This window comes from Winogradskyella tangerina, assembly GCF_003260205.1.
GTDB lineage: Bacteria > Bacteroidota > Bacteroidia > Flavobacteriales > Flavobacteriaceae > Winogradskyella > Winogradskyella tangerina.
In genome coordinates this window covers 1-21,451 of record NZ_QERF01000012.1, presented here as the reverse complement: position 1 = coordinate 21,451, position 21,451 = coordinate 1, and the positions used below count along the sequence as shown (strand labels likewise).

Annotated in this window: 15 protein-coding genes and 1 pseudogene; 8 read left to right on the top strand and 8 right to left on the bottom strand. The window is 33.0% G+C overall.

All coding sequences use genetic code 11. From position 1 onward, the window contains the following. The coding region (locus tag DDY94_RS15955; RefSeq protein WP_114317121.1) for an HYR domain-containing protein at nt 1-985 on the bottom strand (985 nt) is incomplete at its 3' end. 303 nt (nt 986-1,288) lie between these two features. Here DDY94_RS15955 and DDY94_RS15950 point away from each other — a divergent pair. After that, complete coding sequence (locus DDY94_RS15950; protein ID WP_157957348.1) at nt 1,289-2,497, top strand: hypothetical protein; 1,209 nt, start codon at nt 1,289-1,291, stop codon at nt 2,495-2,497. A gap of 371 nt (nt 2,498-2,868) precedes the next feature. On the opposite strand, the gene DDY94_RS15945 is transcribed toward DDY94_RS15950, so the two are convergent. Next, nucleotides 2,869-3,612, bottom strand: coding sequence for a hypothetical protein (locus tag DDY94_RS15945; protein ID WP_111685603.1), 744 nt, complete (start codon nt 3,610-3,612; stop codon nt 2,869-2,871). A 47-nt stretch (nt 3,613-3,659) separates the two neighbouring features. Beyond that, nucleotides 3,660-6,512 carry an ATP-binding protein gene (locus DDY94_RS15940; RefSeq protein WP_111685602.1) on the bottom strand — a complete coding sequence of 951 codons (2,853 nt, stop codon included), beginning with the start codon at nt 6,510-6,512 and terminating at the stop codon, nt 3,660-3,662. A 238-nt stretch (nt 6,513-6,750) separates the two neighbouring features. On the opposite strand from DDY94_RS15940, the gene DDY94_RS15935 reads away from it, so the two are divergent. The 3 genes from DDY94_RS15935 (at nt 6,751) to DDY94_RS15925 (ending at nt 9,480) form a co-directional block, all read left to right on the top strand. Further along, entirely contained in the window at nt 6,751-7,314 is a 564-nt protein-coding gene (locus tag DDY94_RS15935) for a cupin domain-containing protein (protein ID WP_111685601.1), read from the top strand. A gap of 19 nt (nt 7,315-7,333) precedes the next feature. Further along, on the top strand, nt 7,334-7,831 hold the full coding sequence (locus DDY94_RS15930) for a hypothetical protein (protein ID WP_111685600.1): 498 nt from the start codon (nt 7,334-7,336) through the stop codon (nt 7,829-7,831). Between the two features lie 584 nt (nt 7,832-8,415). After that, nucleotides 8,416-9,480, top strand: a complete 1,065-nt coding sequence (locus DDY94_RS15925) for a zinc metalloprotease (protein ID WP_111685599.1) — start codon at nt 8,416-8,418, stop codon at nt 9,478-9,480. A gap of 171 nt (nt 9,481-9,651) precedes the next feature. Here the strand turns inward: DDY94_RS15925 and DDY94_RS15920 are convergent, their stop codons facing one another. The 3 genes from DDY94_RS15920 to DDY94_RS15910 form a co-directional block, all read right to left on the bottom strand. After that, a complete protein-coding gene (locus DDY94_RS15920; RefSeq protein ID WP_111685598.1) occupies nt 9,652-10,407 on the bottom strand; it encodes a DUF6090 family protein in 756 nt (251 codons plus the stop codon). A gap of 165 nt (nt 10,408-10,572) precedes the next feature. Beyond that, entirely contained in the window at nt 10,573-11,058 is a 486-nt protein-coding gene (locus DDY94_RS15915; protein ID WP_111685597.1) for a YybH family protein, read from the bottom strand. A gap of 215 nt (nt 11,059-11,273) precedes the next feature. Further along, nucleotides 11,274-12,137, bottom strand: coding sequence for a DUF4261 domain-containing protein (locus DDY94_RS15910; protein ID WP_111685596.1), 864 nt, complete (start codon nt 12,135-12,137; stop codon nt 11,274-11,276). An 856-nt stretch (nt 12,138-12,993) separates the two neighbouring features. Here DDY94_RS15910 and DDY94_RS15905 point away from each other — a divergent pair. Both DDY94_RS15905 and DDY94_RS15900 read left to right on the top strand, forming a co-directional pair. After that, nucleotides 12,994-13,656, top strand: a pseudogene (locus DDY94_RS15905) (IS6 family transposase). Between the two features lie 76 nt (nt 13,657-13,732). Continuing rightward, the gene (locus DDY94_RS15900) at nt 13,733-16,477 is read left to right on the top strand and encodes a dsDNA nuclease domain-containing protein (RefSeq protein WP_111685595.1); all 2,745 of its coding nucleotides are present in this window, start codon (nt 13,733-13,735) and stop codon (nt 16,475-16,477) included. A 282-nt stretch (nt 16,478-16,759) separates the two neighbouring features. On the opposite strand, the gene DDY94_RS15895 is transcribed toward DDY94_RS15900, so the two are convergent. Next, nucleotides 16,760-18,169, bottom strand: coding sequence for a T9SS type A sorting domain-containing protein (locus tag DDY94_RS15895; protein WP_111685594.1), 1,410 nt, complete (start codon nt 18,167-18,169; stop codon nt 16,760-16,762). 157 nt (nt 18,170-18,326) lie between these two features. On the opposite strand from DDY94_RS15895, the gene DDY94_RS15890 reads away from it, so the two are divergent. After that, complete coding sequence (locus DDY94_RS15890; RefSeq protein WP_111685593.1) at nt 18,327-18,989, top strand: IS6 family transposase; 663 nt, start codon at nt 18,327-18,329, stop codon at nt 18,987-18,989. Between the two features lie 755 nt (nt 18,990-19,744). Here DDY94_RS15890 and DDY94_RS15880 read toward each other — a convergent pair. Continuing rightward, entirely contained in the window at nt 19,745-20,539 is a 795-nt protein-coding gene (locus tag DDY94_RS15880; protein ID WP_111685591.1) for a cation transporter, read from the bottom strand. Nucleotides 20,540-20,607: 68 nt separating this feature from the next. On the opposite strand from DDY94_RS15880, the gene DDY94_RS15875 reads away from it, so the two are divergent. Continuing rightward, the gene (locus DDY94_RS15875) at nt 20,608-21,270 is read left to right on the top strand and encodes an IS6 family transposase (protein WP_111685590.1); all 663 of its coding nucleotides are present in this window, start codon (nt 20,608-20,610) and stop codon (nt 21,268-21,270) included. Nucleotides 21,271-21,451 lie beyond the last annotated feature (181 nt).

Sequence of the window (21,451 nt, the reverse complement as noted above, 5' to 3'; positions counted from 1 at the left end):
TATTAGTTGTTGTACCGATAGGGAAGGTTCCTCCTGAAGCGATTCCCGCAGTCTGCGCTATGGTACTACCAGGACAGTTATCCGCAAAAGGTACATTATAGTTCACATCAGCACCACAGACCCCACTATCGTTATTCACGGTGATATTAGCAGGACATGTGATGGTTGGATCTTCATTATCAATAACCGTTACAGTAAAGGAGCAGCTTGTTGTATTCCCAGCAGCATCAGTTACGGTAAAGCTATTGGTTGTTGTACCGATAGGGAAGGTTCCTCCTGAAGCGATTCCCGCGGTTTGCGCTATGGTACTACCAGGACAGTTATCTGCAAAAGGTACGTTATAGTTCACATCAGCACCACAAACACCATTATCGTTATTCACAGTGATATTAGCAGGACATGTGATGGTTGGATTAATATCATCTTGAACAGTAAAGGTAGCTTTATAATTGGCTGTACCATTATTAGCAAAATGAGTTCCCGATCCTCCTGCTCCTGAGGTGAAAGTAAAATCGGCTGTAGTATATACTTCCAAGTAATAGGTTCCTGCACAAAGACCATCTAAAACATTAATTCCAGCTCCAGAGGATTCCCAAGTTTGGTTTTGATCAGTTCCTGTACAGCCAGCTGATCCATCATTACTAAAAAAGAAAATTTCGGATCCAATGAATGCAGGAGGAGTTGGATTACTGGTTAGATAGATCCGATAATTTAAAAATCCATTAGTAATATTATCGGTGTTACATTTAAACGTTTTATTTTGAGCACCATTTAGTATTAATGCACTTGTATTTGAGGTTTGAAAAGTGCCTAAATTATGACCATCAAAATCGGTGTTAATTGTTGATGCTTGAAGATCGTAATAGGTATTACCGCTACTATTGATATCAAGAATAGCATAGCTCTCATATATTCCTGACTGTGAATGAACAAAAGACCCAAGAATAAAGCAAAGAATGATTAATATATCTCGTTTTTTACCCATGTTGGTTGTGGTAAATACTTATAACCATAGGATTATCCCATGGTAAATTTGAGGGACCAGTAAAATTTCTTGCTATTAATAAATTGAGGTGAAAACTAAACTATTAAAAACTAGCACTTTGAAACAAAATAGTCGTTATATGACCAATTATTACTTTATAATACAGTCTTTTTGCAATGACTAATAAATCAGGGAGAAGTTGTTTTAAGTATTAAAAATATCAGGTTATACGTCGAATATATTTTAGATTACTTTCCAAATTTTATACCTTGTAAGTACTATTAACCACAATACAATACAATCATGAGGACAAAATATTTAATAGTATTAGGGATATGCTTCATGTTCTTTACATGTCAAACTGAGCCAGTTGAATCTGATACTAATATCAATTTGAAAAAAGGAAAAGGTAATCAAAACAACAATAATCAAAATGACGATGACGATGATAATGCCGACTATACAGAATGTTCAATTATAGATGCTGATCGATCACCTTTTGGCGCGCAACAACCAGCTTCTAACTTCTGGTGGTCTGAAACCCCAGCAGGAGATGATTATTTTGTTGCTGACACATATTTCTCTCAGGATGCTGATAATTCATTGGTTTTTAGAGAATATGATAATGGAACTGCACGAATTATTGGCTCTACAGTTAGCGGAACGTGTGTTGTAACGGTCGATGTTTGGTTGAAAGATAAAAAAAGTTGGAATGAATGGCAGGCTCTAGGAGGCGATCATAAAAAAGAAGGTACTGCGGGTAATGCCTCTAATTCTGAAGATATGCATTTTTATGTCATTGACGATGAGTTAAGTACTGTGTCGGCTTCCGGAAGCGATTGTGTACAAGAAGGAGATTTTGGATTGGAACAAAGGCCAGATCCAAACGATCCTAATACACCAAATTTTGGAGCTCATATTGGAATTGGTGGTGCTAACTTCGATTCTGACTTATCTGCCATTGGTCTTAGTACTTGGGGTTGGTTAACAGATTTAGATACTGGAGAAAGACTCTGGCTGATAGATTTTAACTTTAAAATTGAATGTCCTGAAGATCCTGGATTTAGTGGATGTGAAACTGCATACGCAAAAGGTAATTCTGATGATGATCATGCATGTTTTAGCGAAGGAGGATTTAATAATTGGGGTTGGTTGTTAGGCCCAATTTCAGAAGGCTCATATACTTACGACGTTTATGCTGCGGCAGGGCAATGCAACATTAATAATGGGACATTGGGTGGAACAGTTACTATCGATTATAACGATGGAAATGCATCTGCAACTTATGATCTGCAAGAAGGATATGAAATTCAAGAAGAACATTTTTATGCAGGATCTACTCCGTATCCAGTTAAAAACAATGGTAACTATACGGTTGCACCAGGCCAGTATTATGTTGAAGACCCACTATCTGGAGATATTTATATTATAGCGCACGCCGTTGTTTGCGGAGATGATGACGATGATGATGACGATGATGACGATGATGATGGCAATGGTGGAGCATTTTAATTGATTAAGTGTTTCTTAACATATGATAATTTTCAATTTGAAAGAATCTATTATTTTTAGTCAAATTATTTTTCTGTGGAGAAAAAATAAATTAGCTTGATAGTTTAAAAGCACCTTTATAGGTGCTTTTTTTGTATTTTTATTTTGTTGAGAAGTAGGGATCTTAACAATTAGATGCCCTAAATACAATAAATTTACCTAAAGATTAATAGCATAATAGAAAGCACTTCGTAACTGAAGTGCTTTCTACATTATGTAGATTTTTATAAATATCAAAATACCTATTAAAATTAAGGTTTAATAATTCATTGGTTAAAACACTTTCTTTGTTAATTCTAAAAGTTGAAGGTTATAATTGGATTCGAATCAGTTTATTTAATCTCCTTCTGTAATACCTTAATTAATTTATGATTTTCGTTAGCCCCAACATCTAAAGCGGCTTGATAAAAACCTATACCCATTCTTAATTCCGATAAAATTGGAGTGAAGTATTTTTTATTAAATGTATTTTTTAGACTTATAGTGTCAATCACAGACACACCCTTAAAGGGTGGAAAAGTTCTATCATGATTATCAAAAACAAAATCATTTTTGAAGATGTTGTTTTCTTCGAGGAAAAATGGTCTGCTTTTATCAGTTATAAGAGAATTAAATTCTTGCGTTGCTTGTTGAACTTGATTAAGTCGTCTAAAATAACTGTTCAGTTGATTTCGTATGATCTTATTTCTTAATTTATCAATAATGAGTAAATTATTTTTTTGAACAACTGGATTAAATTCTATGTTGCTCACAATAAGGTCTGCGCTAGAATTTTTAAAATATCCTTTACCTTTTTTCATATTGTTTAAATGAAAATAGGAGTCTAAGTAGTCGTTACAAGATTTCTTATAAAACTCAAATAGTATAGAGTCTCTTTTTAAATCTGTGATAATAATTTGGTATGCTTCTTTTTCTTCACTTAGAAGAACAGATTCTCTATTCCAATCATTAATTTGAATGGCAATTAAAATTCCAATAACAACTAGAATAATTTCACCTGATGCATATAAGAAATATCTGCTAATTTTATTCTCAATAAATAATTGTCTCCTAATTTTTCTAAAGAATTTCAACATTTAAGACTGATTGTTTTTAAGAATTTCGATTATAGTTATGGACCGATTCATTCAACTTTACTTGGAAGTTGACCAAATTTGTCTTTAAAACTTTTTGTGAAATACGACAAGTTAGAATATCCTACAGAATAGGCAATTTCCGAAACTGTACCTGTTTTTAACTTTAAGAGACGATAGGCCTCATTTAATCTTATTTCGGTAATTAATTGATTTGCAGATTTGTTAGACAATGCTTTTAGTTTTCTGTGAAGTTGTGACCTGCTAAAGCCAACCTTATTAGCGATATCTTCAACACCAAAATTTTCGTTATCAATATTTTCTTTAATTGTTTTAAATACCTCTTGCAAAAACCGATCGTCTATAGATGAAACCTCGATATCATCAACCAAGAGCATATCTAAAGCCTTAAAATGATCCCATAGTTTCTTACGAGAATTAATCAAGTTTCTCATTAAAAGTAACATTTCATTTTCATCAAATGGTTTAGTGATATATGCATCCGCACCTTGGGTTAGACCTTCAATTTTGTTTTGATGACCAGCTTTAGCAGTTAGCATTATTATTGGAATATGACTAGTTTTTGGATTGTTTTTTATCGAATGACATAACTGAAAACCATCTTTCTTAGGCATCATAATATCACTAACAATAATATCTGGAATATGTTCAAAGGCCATCCGTTCTCCCTGCTCTCCATCTTTTGCCAATAAAACACTATAGGTCTCATTGAATATATCTGAAATATAGCTTTGAAGATCTTGATTATCCTCTACCAATAAAACGCTCGCAGTGTCTGAATCTATTGGGTTTGAATTGGAATTTTGAGGATCGTTATTAATTGGAGTCGACAAATTATTATCCAGGTCTTCGGTTTTTTCTGATTTTTCTTCTTTTTTAGAGATAATAGAAAGTTCCTGAGGTAAGAAATTAAGATTTATTGGAAGTCTAACCTTAAACGTGGTTCCTACACCTTTAGTACTATCTACACTAATATTACCTTTTTGTAATTCAATTAGTTCTTTTGTTAAAGCAAGGCCAATGCCAGAGCCTTTTTCTTCATTACCTTCAACTCTATAAAACCTTTCGAAAATGCGTTTTACCTCATTACTATCGATACCTTTTCCTGAATCAGTAATTTGAATGCTGATGTAGTTTTCGTCATGGTCAACAATGACTGTTACAGAACCATTATCTGATGTGTATTTAAAAGCATTAGACAGGAGATTACTTATTATTTTTTCTAGTTTGTCCTTATCATAAAAAGCAAAGTCTATTTCCTGTGGAAAACTTGTATTAAGGCTAATATTTTGGCGTTCAGCAAGGCTTTCAAAAGAAAAAACTAGAGATCTAATTAATTGAATTATTCCACCTTGTTTCAATGATAAATAAACATTTCCACTTTCAATTTTTGATAATTCTAGTAATTGATCTACTAAATTTTGGAGGCGCTTAGTATTATTATTAATAATTTCAAAATGTTTCTGATCCAAGATATAGTTATTACTATCTGACGACCTATTTTTAATGCGGTTTATTGGACCTGAAATTAGGGCAAGTGGTGTTCGAAATTCATGACTAATATTAGCAAAGAATCTTGTTTTTATTTTATCCAAGTCTTTCACTCTAGCAATTTCTGCTTTCGTAGCTTGTGCCTTTAATTTCTCTTCTTGGGCTTTAATAGATAATTGCTGTTGTCTATAGGCAATACCAAATGAGTAAATAACAATTTGAAGAAAAATCCCAGTGGCATACGGGTCAACGAAATTACGGATAGGACTAATAATACCAAGAGACCATAATGTTCCTAAGATTAAAAATGATGACGCAATGATAGATCCAAAACCGAAGTATTTCGCAAATTTATCTTTTTTTATTGTCAACAATATTGAAATGACCAAACTGACAACGCAGTAAATATTAAGAACAACAAAATGAATACCTATATCGAGATAAATAGGTTTTGAGTTAAAAATGACAACATATAAAATAGTGAATATTATTTCAAGAATTAAGAAATATGATATACCAAGAATACAGCGGTCAAGAATAGGGTATTTCTTTTTAGATTCAATAAAAGAGCGTCCAAAAAACCAAAATGAAAAAAATATCGCGTTGGTCATTATCATATAAAATGGAAACCTAAAATTGGTAAATGATCCAATAATAATGCCGACAGTCATTGCATGGGTAATTAAACAAAAGAATAACCACACAGAAAACCAAAGGAAAACTTTTTCTTTTGAATAAATGAAAAGTAGAAGATGGTAAAGAAAAATAATGAATGTCACGCCAAGCATGAACAAATTGAAGCTATTATTAAATTGAAAAATTTGGTGATAGAACGGTTGTTCTGGACTTCTTACTGTTAAATTAAAATAAGCAGGGTATCCTAACTGATTACCTCTAACTTTGATAATCAAAATGGTAGGTTTATTAGTAGGTATCTCGTCTAACCCAATTTGATTAAGTACCCAATTGGCCTTCACATCGCGCTCACTTCTATTGTATTCGACACCAGATTTCTTATGAAATATTAAGCCTGAATCATCATAAGCAAATATATCTACTGTACCATTACTTTTAGTCCACGCAGGCGGGCCAATAAAACGATCTTCTAAATGTAAGGTCCAGTTTTTTAGGTCATTTTTAGAACTAATATAAATCTTACCCCAATAGGTTGTGTTTGGCTTTAAAAATTTTGCAAATTGACTTCTATCTAGAAATACTATGGTAGAATCCTTTAAAATTCTCTCTTCAGACAATGTATTCTCTCCATCCTCAACAATCTTTAAATGCGTCATAAGATTATGCACAGGATAGGTGGTGTCTATATTATAAATCTCTTGTGAGAAACTGATAATTGAGATAAGACTAAACCATAAAAAGAGATAGTATTTCATGAAGCTGGATTTATACTACTAAGTCATCAAAAGATAAAAAAATAAGTTATATCTAACTGATTATACTGCAAATATCCTAATCAGCTTTTTTTAGTATTAACACATTTATACTATCTCCTAACAGAATTGTTTCATTTCAAATGCAATGAGATAAATCTGTTATAGATGACACTAGAATTGCTAAACTCTAAATTAAATCACATCTAGTTTTACACTCAGAAGCCAAATAGTGAATATTATGGAAAGACATAAATTTTTAAAATCAATTGCTCTATGTATAGGAACGATTTCAGTTGGGTTAAAGGCTTTTCCATTAAATCTCAACAATACAAATCGAAATCTCAATAAAATTACTGACAGCGGAACCTTAAAACCACTAGTAATTAAAAACGATGAAGGCAAACAGCAGATCGTTTTAGGTGATCATCAAACGGTCAAACTAAGTGGTCAAGACACAAATAATCAGTTCACCTTAATTGAGCAATTTAATTCACCTGGCATGGAAATTCCTTTACATGTTCATAGTGACGAAGATGAAATATTTCATGTGTTAGAAGGAGAACTTGAGATTCAAATTGGATCTGAAATCAAGAATTTAAAAGCTGGCGATTTATGTTTTTGTCCAAGAGGTATACCTCATTCTTGGAAGGTTATAGGAGAATCTAAGGCTAAAGTTTTGCTAAGCATATTTCCTTCAGGGTTAGAATTATTATTTGCTGAATTAGCACAATTACCTTCGGGAGAACCAGATTTTTCTAAAGTGGCCGAAATATGCAAAAAATATAATATCAAGTTTGTTTAATAAATTAAATTAATAAGTTATGAAAGTTAAGAACACCTTTTTAGGAATTCTGTTTGTGGCATTTATCGCCATGGGCTGCAGTAAGGACGATGACAACAATCAAGTAGTATTGGAGGATTGGGAAATAGAAGTAAATCAGTTAAGGGCTAACACAGCGCAATATTTAGATTTTAATGTGGCAGTTAATAATGGATTGATTGATGTTTCTGGGTATGTACCAAATATGGGGCATCATTATTTGAATCCAGCTTATTCGGATACAACTTTTGAAATGGATAAACCGGAAATTATTCTATATGTACCAGATGAAAATGGAGATATGCAAATGGTAGCGGTAGAATATTCGATAATTCCTGAAGACCCAAATGATCCAGGAAATCCTCCAGAAGGATTTACTGGAGATCAAGATGTATGGCATTTTAATGAAATGTTGGGTCAATGGCAATTACACGTTTGGACGATACTCGAAAATCCAGATGGTATTTTTGCACCGCATAATCCGGCTATAGGCGATTAATTGAAATAAAGGTTGTTTGAGTTAAGTCTAGCTAAACAACGATCTCAAATTAATTGAAAAGCATTTCAGTTCAATAAAGAATTGAGATGCTTTTTCGTTATTTGGAAATAAGGTATAAAAATGGCACAAATCAAATTAAAGTTAATGACCTACCAATTGAATTTAATATTAATAATTAACATAGGTTAAGATTGTCTCTTTTGAGAAGTTTTATTTTTGTATCCAATCTAACTAACTTGAGAGTTAAAAATTAGATTGATAGCATTAATGGCACCCTACCTACAGGGTGCTTTTTTAATTCTATCTGATATTTTATAATTGTTTTTCAGTGTTAACATTATGAAAATTTCTTTTTTTATTCAATTTTTCTTAATCAACGAATAATTATTAGTATTAAGTTATTTTAATTTTAAGTTATTAAGTATGAATGATTTATTAATAATTAATTAAGCAAAGTATTGTTTTGAATAAAAACTAGAATTTACACTTCATCGAAAAATCCTCGATTTTTTATTAAAATTTTGTTAATAAATTGATATTTTTTGATATTTTCGGAAACAATTCAAACAAATCATTAACTATTTATGAAAAAATCACTTTATGGGCTAGCCATCCTAGCAGCCCTTTTTGTTGGTTGTAGTGACAACCAAGACCAAACTCCAGAACAAGAACTAAAAATTGACATGAGTGACTTTTATGTCTACACCGATCCTTATGAAGCAGGTACTTCAGATAGGGTAATGAATGGTAAAAATTGTAGTTCGATGGAAATTCTTAATCGCCAATTAAATGAGAATCCAAACCTTTACAAGAAAATGTATGATATTGAAAAGCACTCTAGAGAGTTTTCATATCATTTAAGACCTGGTAACGGAAATGGAAATGGAAATGGTGGCGGCAATAACGGCGGCGGAGACGACGGCGGAGGCGGAGACCCAGTAGATGACGGGTTAGGCACAATTAATATTCCTGTTTATGTCTATGTAATATACGCCAACAGCAGTCAAAATATTAGCGATGCGCAGATCAATTCGCAAATTAATGTATTAAATGCTGATTTTAATGATACAACTTTCAATGATGTAAATCCTTTATATGCGGATAGAGGTGCTGATGTTGACATCACATTTACTTTAGATGTTGTTGATAGACAGGCAAACTCTACATCACAATGGGGAACAAATAACGCTGTTAAATCTGTATATCCAGCTCAACCTGGTTATTTAACCATATGGGTAGCTAATATTGGTGGTGGAATTTTAGGTTATGCTCAATTCCCTGGCGGTAATGCGTCTACTGATGGTGTTGTAGTTTCTCCACAATATTTTGGTACTACTGGTACTGCAACGGCTCCATTTGATGGAGGCAGAACTACTACACATGAAGTGGGCCATTGGTTAAATCTAAGACATATTTGGGGAGATGGAAGATGCAATAGAGATGATTTTGTTTCTGATACTCCAAAATCAGATAGACCAAATTATGGATGCCCAGGATCAGTTACCCACTGTAGATCAGTTGATATGGTAGAAAACTATATGGATTATACAGATGACGACTGTATGGGATTATTCACTCAAGGACAAAAAGAAAGAATGCGTGCAGTTCTTGCACCAGGAGGTCCTAGAGCTGAGTTTACAGGAAATTAATTCTGAGAAATTTTGATTAAGGCGTCCATAATGGGCGCCTTTTTTAATTATTAGCTACTGCTAATTCAATTCCTTATGGCAAATTGCATTGACAAGAGTCGATTGAAATGTCGAAAAAATTACAGTTAGGAATTTCAGTCAGAATGAGTTATATACTTTGTTATACTTTCGTTATTTAATTATTAGTTCTGGATATTCAACTTCCATAAAGTTTATTAATTGTAAAGCCTCCTCTTTAAGCTCATTGAAAAAAGTGCTATTGTAACGACAAGTCCTTAAAATGGATAGTAAGTATTGATATATGACCTCATTATTTAGATACTCTTTAATATATGCTGATGATAATTTAGAGTTTTGTATTTCATATTTAAAGTCATTTAAATTCCCAATTGGAAAATTAGCTCTTCTTAAATCCATTCTAATTTGCAGTGGATATTCTTTGAAGTTGGATATACGAGTGTCAAAATTTTTATAAAACTTGTCTAATAAATTAGAAAGTGAATCATTTTTAAGTAACCCGCTTTGACCTGAACTCTTTAGTTTATCAAAGGTGTTCAAGTCCCTGTCTACAATAAATAATCGTCTAGGTTCCCAATGATATTTAGTAAACAGTGCTGTATCTTTAACTACTTTATTTTTGGATTCAAAAACATTTAGAACATATTCCGTTCCATTATATTGGTCACTTAAACTATTAAGAATTTCATTAATGTTCGCTATTTCAATTTTTAAATCTTTATATATTTCTTTTACATACTCTTTACCACTTTGCTTAATCTTTCTGCTTTCATTCCAATTATTTATTGATAAGGCAATCAAAATTCCGATTACCACAAGAACGATTTCACCAATTGCATAAACTAGATATTTACTGAATTTATATTCTGAGAGTAGATTTTGCCTGATTTTTCTGAAGAATTTTATCATGGAATAGTTGTTGGTTATAAAGAAGTACAGTGGTCCGGCTATAATTTCGTTGTAAGAGAAAAACTTTTGTTTTTCTGATTACGAAATAGGGCCAGCTTTAAGTTGGTGTTTTTTCATTATTAGAAGAAGGAAAAAATGAAATATTACCATGATGGCGAGTGTTTTTTAATCAATCGAATTAATGGATGGATCCGCGTTACTAATGTCCACAACGTTTTTCCAATTACCGTCAGCTTGTTTTTTCCAAATCTCAACACCTTTGTTAAAAATTGTTCTTGTATTTCCTAAAGTGTCTATGGGCATGGTCATGTAATTCTTAAATATGACATATCCGAGGTCTCCACTTTTCGAAACATAAGCTTCTTGTGGATTCCAATTAATTTCGAATCCTTGAATTTTCATTGATCGTTCTACCATTGCCCTGAGAGAGTCAATTCCAACAACAGCAGGTTCATTTGGTGACATTAAAATCGCATCGTCAGCCCAATATGAAAGCATTTTTTTTACATTTTTATTTTTAACCGATTTTGCCCAATCTTTTGACAATTGCATAAGTTTATCCGCCTCTGATTTTTGGTCTACAGAGTTTTCTTTGCATGCAGTAAGTAGTGCTAATACTAGTCCTGTAATAATGAGCTTGTAATTTTTCATATTTAGTCGATTTGTTGTTTTAATTTTTCAAATGCTCGCTAAAGGTTCTGGCTATGGTTTCGTCACAGAATGGTACGTGAGAATCATTCCGCTGTAACCATAAATTTAGCAAAAACGCTCAAAATTCCTATTAGGAATTTCAAGTGGATTCTGTCGTCGTCGAATCCGCTGTCACAAGCATAGTGAATTGGCGGCAGCAAAGCGGTTATAAATTACTAGCCGCCATTATTTATTTCAATAATAATTCTTTTAGGTTCAAGTTGTGAATGATTAAAATAACATTTCCATCTTGAATTTTCCTCAATTCCCTCAATGGTGTTTCCGTGTTCAATTATATTTCCGTATTCGAAGATGTAATGTCCGTAATTAAATAATAATCCAGCTATTTGTTGTTCGTTATAATTCGCAAATCGGAATTCAAAGTCAGGGAGTCCTAACGAATTTAAACCTAATGTATCCATTATCATTTCGCCCTTTCTTTCTTGAATATTAAACAGTCGAACATTCATAAAAGCATTTATATTTTGATAATTATTTTGGTTTATTTTTTCTAAATAGTCAGTTGGTTCTAAAATCATTTCACTATTCCGAATCCAAACAGCACTTGGATTCATTGCAGTTACAATACTGGCAACAAATTTTTGAAAGTATTCTACACGTTCTTTATACTCCATATTTCTCGACATTACGTCGGTTAATAAGATTTCGTATGAACATTTTCTAACAGTTTCTTCTGCTTCTTTCCAATTCCAAGACTGTCCAAAAGAATTTTGCAGTTCGGAAAATTCAATGTTATTTTGGTCAGGGACAAAAATGGTCGCTTGAGCAGGAATACTACCTTCAGGAAATTTCACCTCATAATCTTTGAAAAAATAATGCCTTGAATTGTTTGGCTTGTCAATACTCTCGTCAATTTCAATTTGTTTAAATCGTTTTGATAATTCCTGTTCAATTTTTTCATCATTGAATTCAGGTTCGTTTTCAAAAAAAAGTTTTACAGTTAATAATTCAGCAGGGTTTTCGAGTTGTTCAAATTCTTTTTTTTCTTTCTTTTTTCTTTTGAAATTAAATATTCCCATTTATAATTGATATTGTTTCTATTGGTAGCTTACAGTTATGGCTATGATTTGATTGCAATGAAAATAATGATAGAATTTTCGTCAGCAGAACTCTAGTTGATTAAAGTTAAACTAATTTTAGGAATAGGTGAGCAGTAACTGTAAATTATACCCAATGTTACGGGTAGTTTTAAATTTGTTTCGGTTTCAAATCGTATGCACTTTCGTATTCACTTTCATATGCAAAAGTCAGAATTTGATTAAATGTAAGCATAAAAAAAGGTTTAGGAAAACCTAAACCGCTTGCGCACAGATTTTTAAAACTTGTAGCGAGATCGAGATTTATAGAATCTTCGTTGGGAAGCTGTACAATAATAAAAGTCCATGCTTCGCATACCTATTTTTTACACTTTTGCCTTTTGAAGCAAGCTTCACGGCAACGCATAAAAAAATCCAATACCGATGGTATTGGACTTTTATTGCTGTAGCGAGATCGAGATTTGAACTCGAGACCTCCGGGTTATGAACTCAAGTACAGTAAAAATTTAAACGTATTTACTGGGCTTTCGAGCGCTTATTTTATAAAATCGTATGCAGAATCGTATGCAGTTTAAGTTTTCGCATTGATAATTAGTACAAGTTAACAATTTTAAATAGATTTTCTAATTAATGTAATTGAAAATAATTGTATCCCAGAATTAATAAATAGTCATAAGAGTAATTCCAATAAACATGACGTTAGAATCAACAATAACCACTCATAACCAGCGATTAAAATTTTGCAATGTAAATATTTGAATAATATAATTGAGAGGGATGGTTCTGTCGCATCTATAGATTCAAATTTAAAGAAATAATATCTTTGATTTAAAAGTTTATGTTCAAAGGTCATTGTTTTCCAAAGTCAATCATAGTTCAAGCCGTTTACTTTAAGTTTAGATTTGGATTGAGTTATCGTGAGATAGAGGAATTAATGGCGATACGAGGAGTAAAAGTCGACCATGCTACAATTCAACGCTGGGTATTTAAGTTTACTCCACTTTTTGAAAAAGAATTTAGAAAACGTAAGAAATCCGTTGGAAGAAGATGGCGAATGGATGAAACCTATGTCAAAGTCAGAGGCAAGTGGTGTTATCTATATAGAGCAGTAGACAAACAAGGGAATACAGTGGATTTCCTATTGACTAAAAGACGAAAACGGATGAGTGCTCAATCATTTCTGATAAAAGCGATTGAAAATAATGGCAAGCCAGAATTAATCAATATCGATAAAAGTGGTTCCAACAAACACGCAATTAGAATCTACAATAAACGTTCATTATCAACGATTCAAATTAGGCAATGTAAATATTTAAATAATATAGTTGAGCAGGATCATCGTTTTGTATAAAAACGAATATCCAGATCTTTAGCATTTAAGGAATATGAATCTGCTCGACGGACATTGTCTGGAATAGAAATAGTACATATGATAGGGAAGGAGCAGTTGATAACGAAGAGGAAATCAACCTTTAAAGCATTCTATTCATTGGCTAGTTAGAAAACCGAATTAATTGGCTATCTTTTACTCAGGTTTAATAGATGCGACAGAACCTTTATTTGGCCCTGTAACGTAGATGTCTTCAATAACACAATTAAGCATATTAAATAAGGATACTGATGCCTATGCTACTGAAAGAGGGTATGAGTATCAAAAGCTTAAGACCCTAGAGTCTTGGTTGCAGAACTCTGTCCAAAAAAGTGATGAAATTATCTATTATGATTATGAGGAGGATATTTTTCAGAGAGACTTAACTAAGCTCAAATCGACTTTCAGACAGATTAAACTTTATTCAAGTAATTTTTCATTCGGTAGTGAGGAGATTAGTAAAGCCTTATCTCATTTCTTTACATTGTACTGTGCGGGTGATTATTTACTAGATGAAGTTAAGTTTGTATTTGAGGCAAATTCTAATATTGCTCGTCAGCACACCAATAATAAGGCTGAGCTATTGCGTGAATGGTATGATAATCAAGATGATTTAAAAGAACCACTTCTTTCAAAATGTATAGCTATAACTAAAAATATAGTGACTGAGTTTGTTAATACTCATGATGATGCTATACTAGAAATTGCAAATGCAAAAGCAGTATTTGAAGAGCTAAAATCTAACTCTGACTTTTGGGAGAAATTTACAAAATCCATTAGTTGGAATTTCCAAGGTGTAGAGCCAGAAGAGGCCATGGCTAATAGTTTAAAAGAAATTGAGAGTTTAGTTAAGCAATTACCCTACCCCATAAAAGTTAATAATATAGAATCAATTGTACATTCTCTGCACTTTCATATTAGCCAATGTGCTACTAAAGAAAATCCTGAAGAGAGGCTTTTGGATTCAGGGATGCTAGAAAGCAAAATACTGAGCGCTATCGGTGGCTCAGAAAAATGGTATGGTGAACAATTACATAAATGGCAAAGCTCAGAGGAAAAAGAAGTTTTTAGGTTAGGACGACTGAACGAATTGATAGGTGTCGCTAGGTTCTACAGGCAGCATCAAAACCTTGACGGGCATCGAGAGTTTTGGTCAACTAAGCTGATGAGGTTTCTGGAACTAGCCGATTTACCTGATTTTTCGAAAAAGGATATCATATATGAATTAGTGTTTCAGAAGTTGAGGCCAACATTAGATTTCAAATTTCATAACCCAGAAACTATGGGTATTGAAGATTTGGTAATTCAATACTTTGAAATTGTTCCAGGTAAAGTAAGTGACCCATTGACAATGGAAGAGACAGTCAATCTCTTTTCCATTGTGAGAGCTGCTGATGCTTTTGGATTGTTAGATTTGGAAACAGAGAAGTATGAGGTATGGTTAAATGAAATAGAAAATAACATAATATCGAGTCTTGAAACGGTTAAGGTTAACGCAAGATGTGAGTATTTAGAGTCGCTTTCCGTCATTGAATTCAATCTGAAGGATTGGGGAAAAGATGATAGACTACAAAGATTTGAAAATGGAATCAAATTTTTAAAAGATATTCTTGAACTCAGTGAGCAGGCTGAACAATATAACTATTCTAATTTATTAATTAGAGTCAATGAGTATATAAAAACATGTTTTAAACTAGGAATAGCGGATGAGCATCATGAGATTATTGATGAACTTGAAAGTATTAGTGCTGATTTAGCTGTAATAGTTTCGAAGCGTGAAGGTGATTATTCATTGGCAGTACAGTTCAGCAATAGAGGGATTAATTACCTGAATCATTCAAAAAAACCCAAGGACCTTTTGAGAGCACTAGATTATTTTCACAAATCCAAAAATTTCTTGTTTAGAAATGAAACTAAGGACGGTTTTGTGTTAGTCTTATTGAATATTTGTCAAGTTTATAAGGCAATTGGATTTAATTTTGCTGCTAAATATTATGCACTGGCTGTCTTTTTTTATTCTATGTACTTTGAGGAGTTGTTCAAGAAGTCAGTTATATCTAGCAGATTCGTATTTGAAATTGATTATGAATGTGGCTCTTGGATTCACTGTATCCTAGATTTTAAAAGATTCATTATTTCTACAGATGAATTTGACCCCAACTGGGACTTAGATTCCAATATTACTCTTAGGAACGTTCTAATAAAATATGCACATATTTTATACACTGTACCAAAGTTGGTGCCTGATTTAGATTGGTTAATTCAACAAAGGCTAAATGCTTTAGGTTGGATTAAAGAAGAACATATTGATATATTTATACAGATTTTGTCTGAGGATTTCGGAAGTAAGGAAGAACTTATAAAATTAACGAAATCAAAGTTGAAGGATTATCCATTAAATGATATTGGTGAAGAAAGAATCATCCAGTTTAGAAGCTTCAATATATTATGGAGAGTCAGTTTCCCAAATACTTATGAATTCAACTCTATTGGTGAAGAATTTTGTGCAATTTGCCAGATTTGCTTCGCAGATATAAAGACGTTCTATCCCGATTTTGACTTGAAAGGTGAAATTCAAGCAACAGATATTCAGTTGGTAATTAGTGATAATCCAAAACCTCCAAGCTTGATACGTGCATCACCTAATGCTTATGTTTGGGAAGTGTACTTGTCAAGAACTCCTAAGCCGTTCCCAAACTATCCTTCTCTGTTAGGATGTATAATGAGTGTCCTAAGAGGTTTCAAAGTTGAAAGTGATGAATATTTTTCAGCGATGCTTAAAGATTTAATTGATGTAAAAGAATTAGGATGGAAGACTGCAATCATTCAGGCATATGAGGAACTCTATCGTAGCTTGTACTTAGAGAAAGAATTTGTCAAAATTAAGAGTCATGAATTGGCCCCATTGAAGTTTGATGAGGATTTTGTTCGAAAAAATATTACTGATGACTGATTAAAGATTGAAGTCCGAAACTATCATAAAGTCTTGAATGAAACGGTTCGATAATTCGAGCTTTCCCGCTACGAAGAAGTTCCTTGAAACTCAAGGAGCTTTATTTTTAGAATCAATCTTTAAAGCATTCTATTCATTGGCTAGTTAATAAAACGAATTAATTGGCTATCTTTTATTCAGGTTTAATAGATGCGACAGAATCATTCATATTAAATTGATGTGACAGAACCTTTGAATCCATAGATGCGTCAAAATCCCTTTGGGTCAAGTCAGAAATAAAACCTATTGTTTAAGAATTTTAATGTATTGCGTTTCTTGCTCAGATTTTATTTTCAATATATACATCCCTGAGGGTTCATTAACATCAAAAGTATATTGGTGTATATTTGCAATTGTTTTTTTATATAATATCCCTCCCGAAAGACTATGCAAAGACAATTCTACTAACGATTTTTTATTGTCCATTGCTATGTTAATTCTACCTGTTGTTGGATTTGGATACACATTGATCCCGTTAAGTCTAGCATCCTCATCTAATCCCAGTTCTCCCGAAAAATCGTAAACAGCGGCAAATCGTTCTGTGTTACCTACAGGAGTAAGATTTCCGGCCATAATAATTCCCTGTCCGTTAGCTGTAATGTCGACATGCCCATTTGCTGACTCATCACTTGAAGATCCGTCAATCATGTTTCCTGCCAATTCCCATTGATTGCCAACAAGATGATATACAAATACATCCGATGTTCCACCAATAGAACTATCATCTGAAGTTCCTAAAATAAAAGTTGTGCCATTATCGGAACACTCTAGATAGGCACCAAAATTATTATTGATTGTGATTGACAACTCATCGATGGTCTCTACCCAAATCCCTCCTTGAAATTGGTAGGTAGTCACATATCCGCTTGACGTATTGTCAATTCTTGTGGTAGTTATCAATTGGGTCCCATCGGCAGAAATAGAAAATCCAGAGGTTAGAACTTCTCCAGGAATACTTGAGATGGTTGATCCTACTTCTGACCAAGCGTTACCACTGAAATCATAGGTTTTCAATTCAAATAATAAATTCCCAATAGATTCTTGTACTACAATTCGATCACCACTATTATTTAATGAAAATTCACCAAAACGTGATCCGTCAATCCCATCTCCAAGTTCAGTCCATTGGTTATTAATCCATTCGTAAACTCGAACGTGTCTTACGACATTATCTCCCGTATAGCCAACAGCTAATATTTGTCCATCTGATGAGAATTCTAAGTTTCCTATACGAGAAATCCCTGTTTGAGTAATTAGATCGCCAATTTGCTCCCACTCGCCATTCATCAAGTCATATACTCTTACCCCTAAATCACCTCCGGCAGCTACGCGTGTGCCATCGGGTGATATCTCAACAGCCTCTCCAAGGAACTCAAAGTCCTCATCACCAAGAATTGGACTTCCTAAAAACTCCCAGTCATTGTTATTAAATTGATAGACTAAAGCAGCACCACTGAATTGTAAATCTCCAACATTACTGAAGGTCGCACCTACAATTATTCTATTGGCATCATTGCTGATGGCTACAGACCGATCTAGACCGTCGTATATTCCATTCCCAGTGATTATACTACCTTTCTGTGTTTGCCCAAAAAGAGATAAATTGTTGATCAACCAGATCGTTAAAATTAAAAGTAGTTGTGATATTTTCATGATGAAGTGTATTTTTAATTATACCCGTTAATCGGAGAAAAATTAAAATGTCATCAAATGGAAAATTTTAAGTCGAAACTACAAGGTTCTGTCGCATTGGTTCTGTCGCATCTATAGATTCAAATTTAAAGAAATAATATCTTTGAATTAAAAGTTTATGTTCAAAGGTCATTGTTTTCCAAAGTCAATCATAGTTCAAGCCGTTTACTTTAAGTTTAGATTTGGATTGAGTTATCGTGAGATTGAGGAATTAATGGCGATACGAGGAGTAAAAGTCGACCATGCTACAATTCAACGCTGGGTATTTAAGTTTACTCCACTTTTAGAAAAAGAATTTAGAAAGCGCAAGAAATCTGTTGGAAGAAGATGGCGAATGGACGAAACCTATGTCAAAGTTAGAGGCAAGTGGTGTTATCTATATAGAGCAGTAGACAAGCAAGGGAATACAGTTGATTTCCTACTGACTAAAAGACGTAGACGGATGAGTGCTCAATCATTTCTGATAAAAGCGATTGAAAATAGTGGCAAGCCAGAATTAATCAATATTGATAAGAGCGGTTCCAATAAACACGCGATTAGAATCTACAATAAGCGTTCATTATCAACGATTCAAATTAGGCAATGTAAATATTTGAATAATATAGTTGAGCAGGATCATCGTTTTATAAAAAAGGGGATATCCAGATCTTTAGGGTTTAAGGAATTTGAATCTGCTCGACGGACATTGTCTGGAATAGAAATAGTACATATGATAGGGAAGGAGCAATTGATATCGAAAAGGAAATCAATCTTTAAAGCATTCTATTCATTAGCTGTTTAGAAAACCGAATTAATTGGCTATCTTTTATTCAAGTTTAATAGATGCGACAGAACCAAAAATGGTACAAATCAAATTAAGGTTAATGACCTACCAATGAATTTAATATTAATAATTAACATATGTTAAGATTGTCTCTTTTGAGAAGTTTTATTTTTGTATCCAATCTAACTAACTAGAGAGTTAAAAATTAGATTGATAGCATTAATGGCACCCTACTTACAGGGTGCTTTTTTAATTCTATCTGATATGTTATAATTGTTTTTCAGTTTTAACATTATGAAAATTTCTTTTTTTATTCAATTTTTCTTAATCAACGAATAAATAATAGTATTCAGTTATTTTAATTTTAAGTTATTGTTGTCACAGAAAAGTCAGGTAAGAATTATTTTAGAATAAGTGAATCGATGCTCCGAATAAAGCAAGTATCGTCCCTGTAAAGAATAGTAGCTTTCCTTTTTTAGTAAGGTTTTCTGTCCAACCATGAGATCCATACTCTAGGTTCTTGTTTTCTTGTTTAAAATGTAGAGCTAATGATAATAGAAACATTCCTAGTACTATAAATAGTAAATTAAAAGATTTTATTAATTCCATTTATTTTAGTTTTTATGCTTGGCAACGGTCTCGGCTATGAGTAGTTGCGTGGTTTAGCACTTAACTTTGCAAGTACACACCAAGCTGAAAATCCGCGAGGATTTTCAGAAGTAGGCGAGAACCAGCAATTACTTATAGCCATTGTTGTGGTTAGTGTTTTATTGTTATTTACTTAATTTTAATATTCTAAATGCTCCTTGAATTACCAAAACAAAAACGATTGTTCCGATAATCAAATCAGGTTTGCTTGAACTCAACCAATTTACTAAAAGTCCAGCTATAATTACTCCCAAATTGATAATCACATCGTTTGAAGTGAAAATCATACTTGCTTTCATATGAGCTTCTTCTTTGCTCTTTGACTTTTGCAAAATGTAAAGACAAATTCCGTTAGCAATAAGTGCAAAAATCGAAACGATAATCATTGTCGAAAAGTCAGGAAGTTTCTCGTCTCCGAAAAATCTCCTTAAAACTTCCACAAATCCAATAATCGCAAGTGTTATTTGAAAATATCCAGCAAGTTTTGCAATCCGTTTTTTTCTTGTCAGAGTTCCGCCAACAGCAAACAAACTAATTCCGTAAACAAAACTGTCAGCAAGCATATCCAAACTATCAGCAACTAATCCCATTGATTTTGAGATTATTCCAGTCGTCATTTCGATTAGGAAAAAGGCGAAATTTATTCCGAGTACAGTCCAGAGTAGTTTTTTCTGGTTTGAGTTTTCGTTAAATTCTGTTTGGTCGGTTTGTTCAGTCGATATTTTCTTTCCGCCTAAATTCAATTCGAGAACGGATTTTTCGATTTGGTCAATTTCTCCGCTGTGAAAAACAGTCAGTTTTCGGTTGGGAATGTCAAAGTCCAAATTCGCAATACTTGAGATTCCGTCCAATTTCATTCGGATTAGATTTTCCTCGGAAGGACAATCCATTTTGGTAATCTCAAATATTGTTTTATTCATTCACTTTCTGGTTCTGTCGCATCTACAGATTCAAATTTAAAGAAATAATATCTTTGAATTAAAAGTTTATGTTCAAAGGTTATTGTTTTCCAAAGTCAATCATAGTTCAAGCCGTTTACTTTAAGTTTAGATTTGGATTGAGTTATCGTGAGATTGAGGAATTAATGGCGATAAGAGGTGTAAAAGTCGACCATGCGACAATTCAACGCTGGGTATTTAAGTTTACTCCACTTTTAGAAAAAGAATTTAGAAAGCGCAAGAAATCTGTTGGAAGAAGATGGCGAATGGACGAAACCTATGTCAAAGTTAGAGGCAAGTGGTGTTATCTATATAGAGCAGTAGACAAACAAGGGAATACAGTGGATTTCCTGTTGACTAAAAGACGAAAACGGATGAGTGCTCAATCATTTCTGATAAAAGCGATTGAAAAAAATGTCAAGCCAGAATTAGTAAATATCGATAAGAGCGGTTCCAATAAACACGCCATTAGAATCTACAATAAGCGTTCATTATCAACGATTCAAATTAGGCAATGTAAATATTTGAATAATATAGTTGAGCAGGATCATCGTTTTGTAAAAAAACGGATATCCAGATCTTTAGGGTTTAAGGAATTTGAATCTGCTAGACGGACATTGTCTGGAATAGAAATAGTACATATGATAGGGAAGGAGCAGTTGATATCGAAAAAGAAATCAATCTATAAAGCATTCTATTCATTAGCTAGTTAGAAAACCGAATTAATTAAATATCATCAATTCAGGATTGACAGATGCGACAGAACCCACACACCTTCTTATTACAAAAAAATTGGTCAAAAAAGGAAATGTAATCTAGAGAATCTGTAAGATGTGTAATCTTATAAACTACTTGTGTAATAGTCAGAAAGGCATTAGTCCTCATCTTTGTATT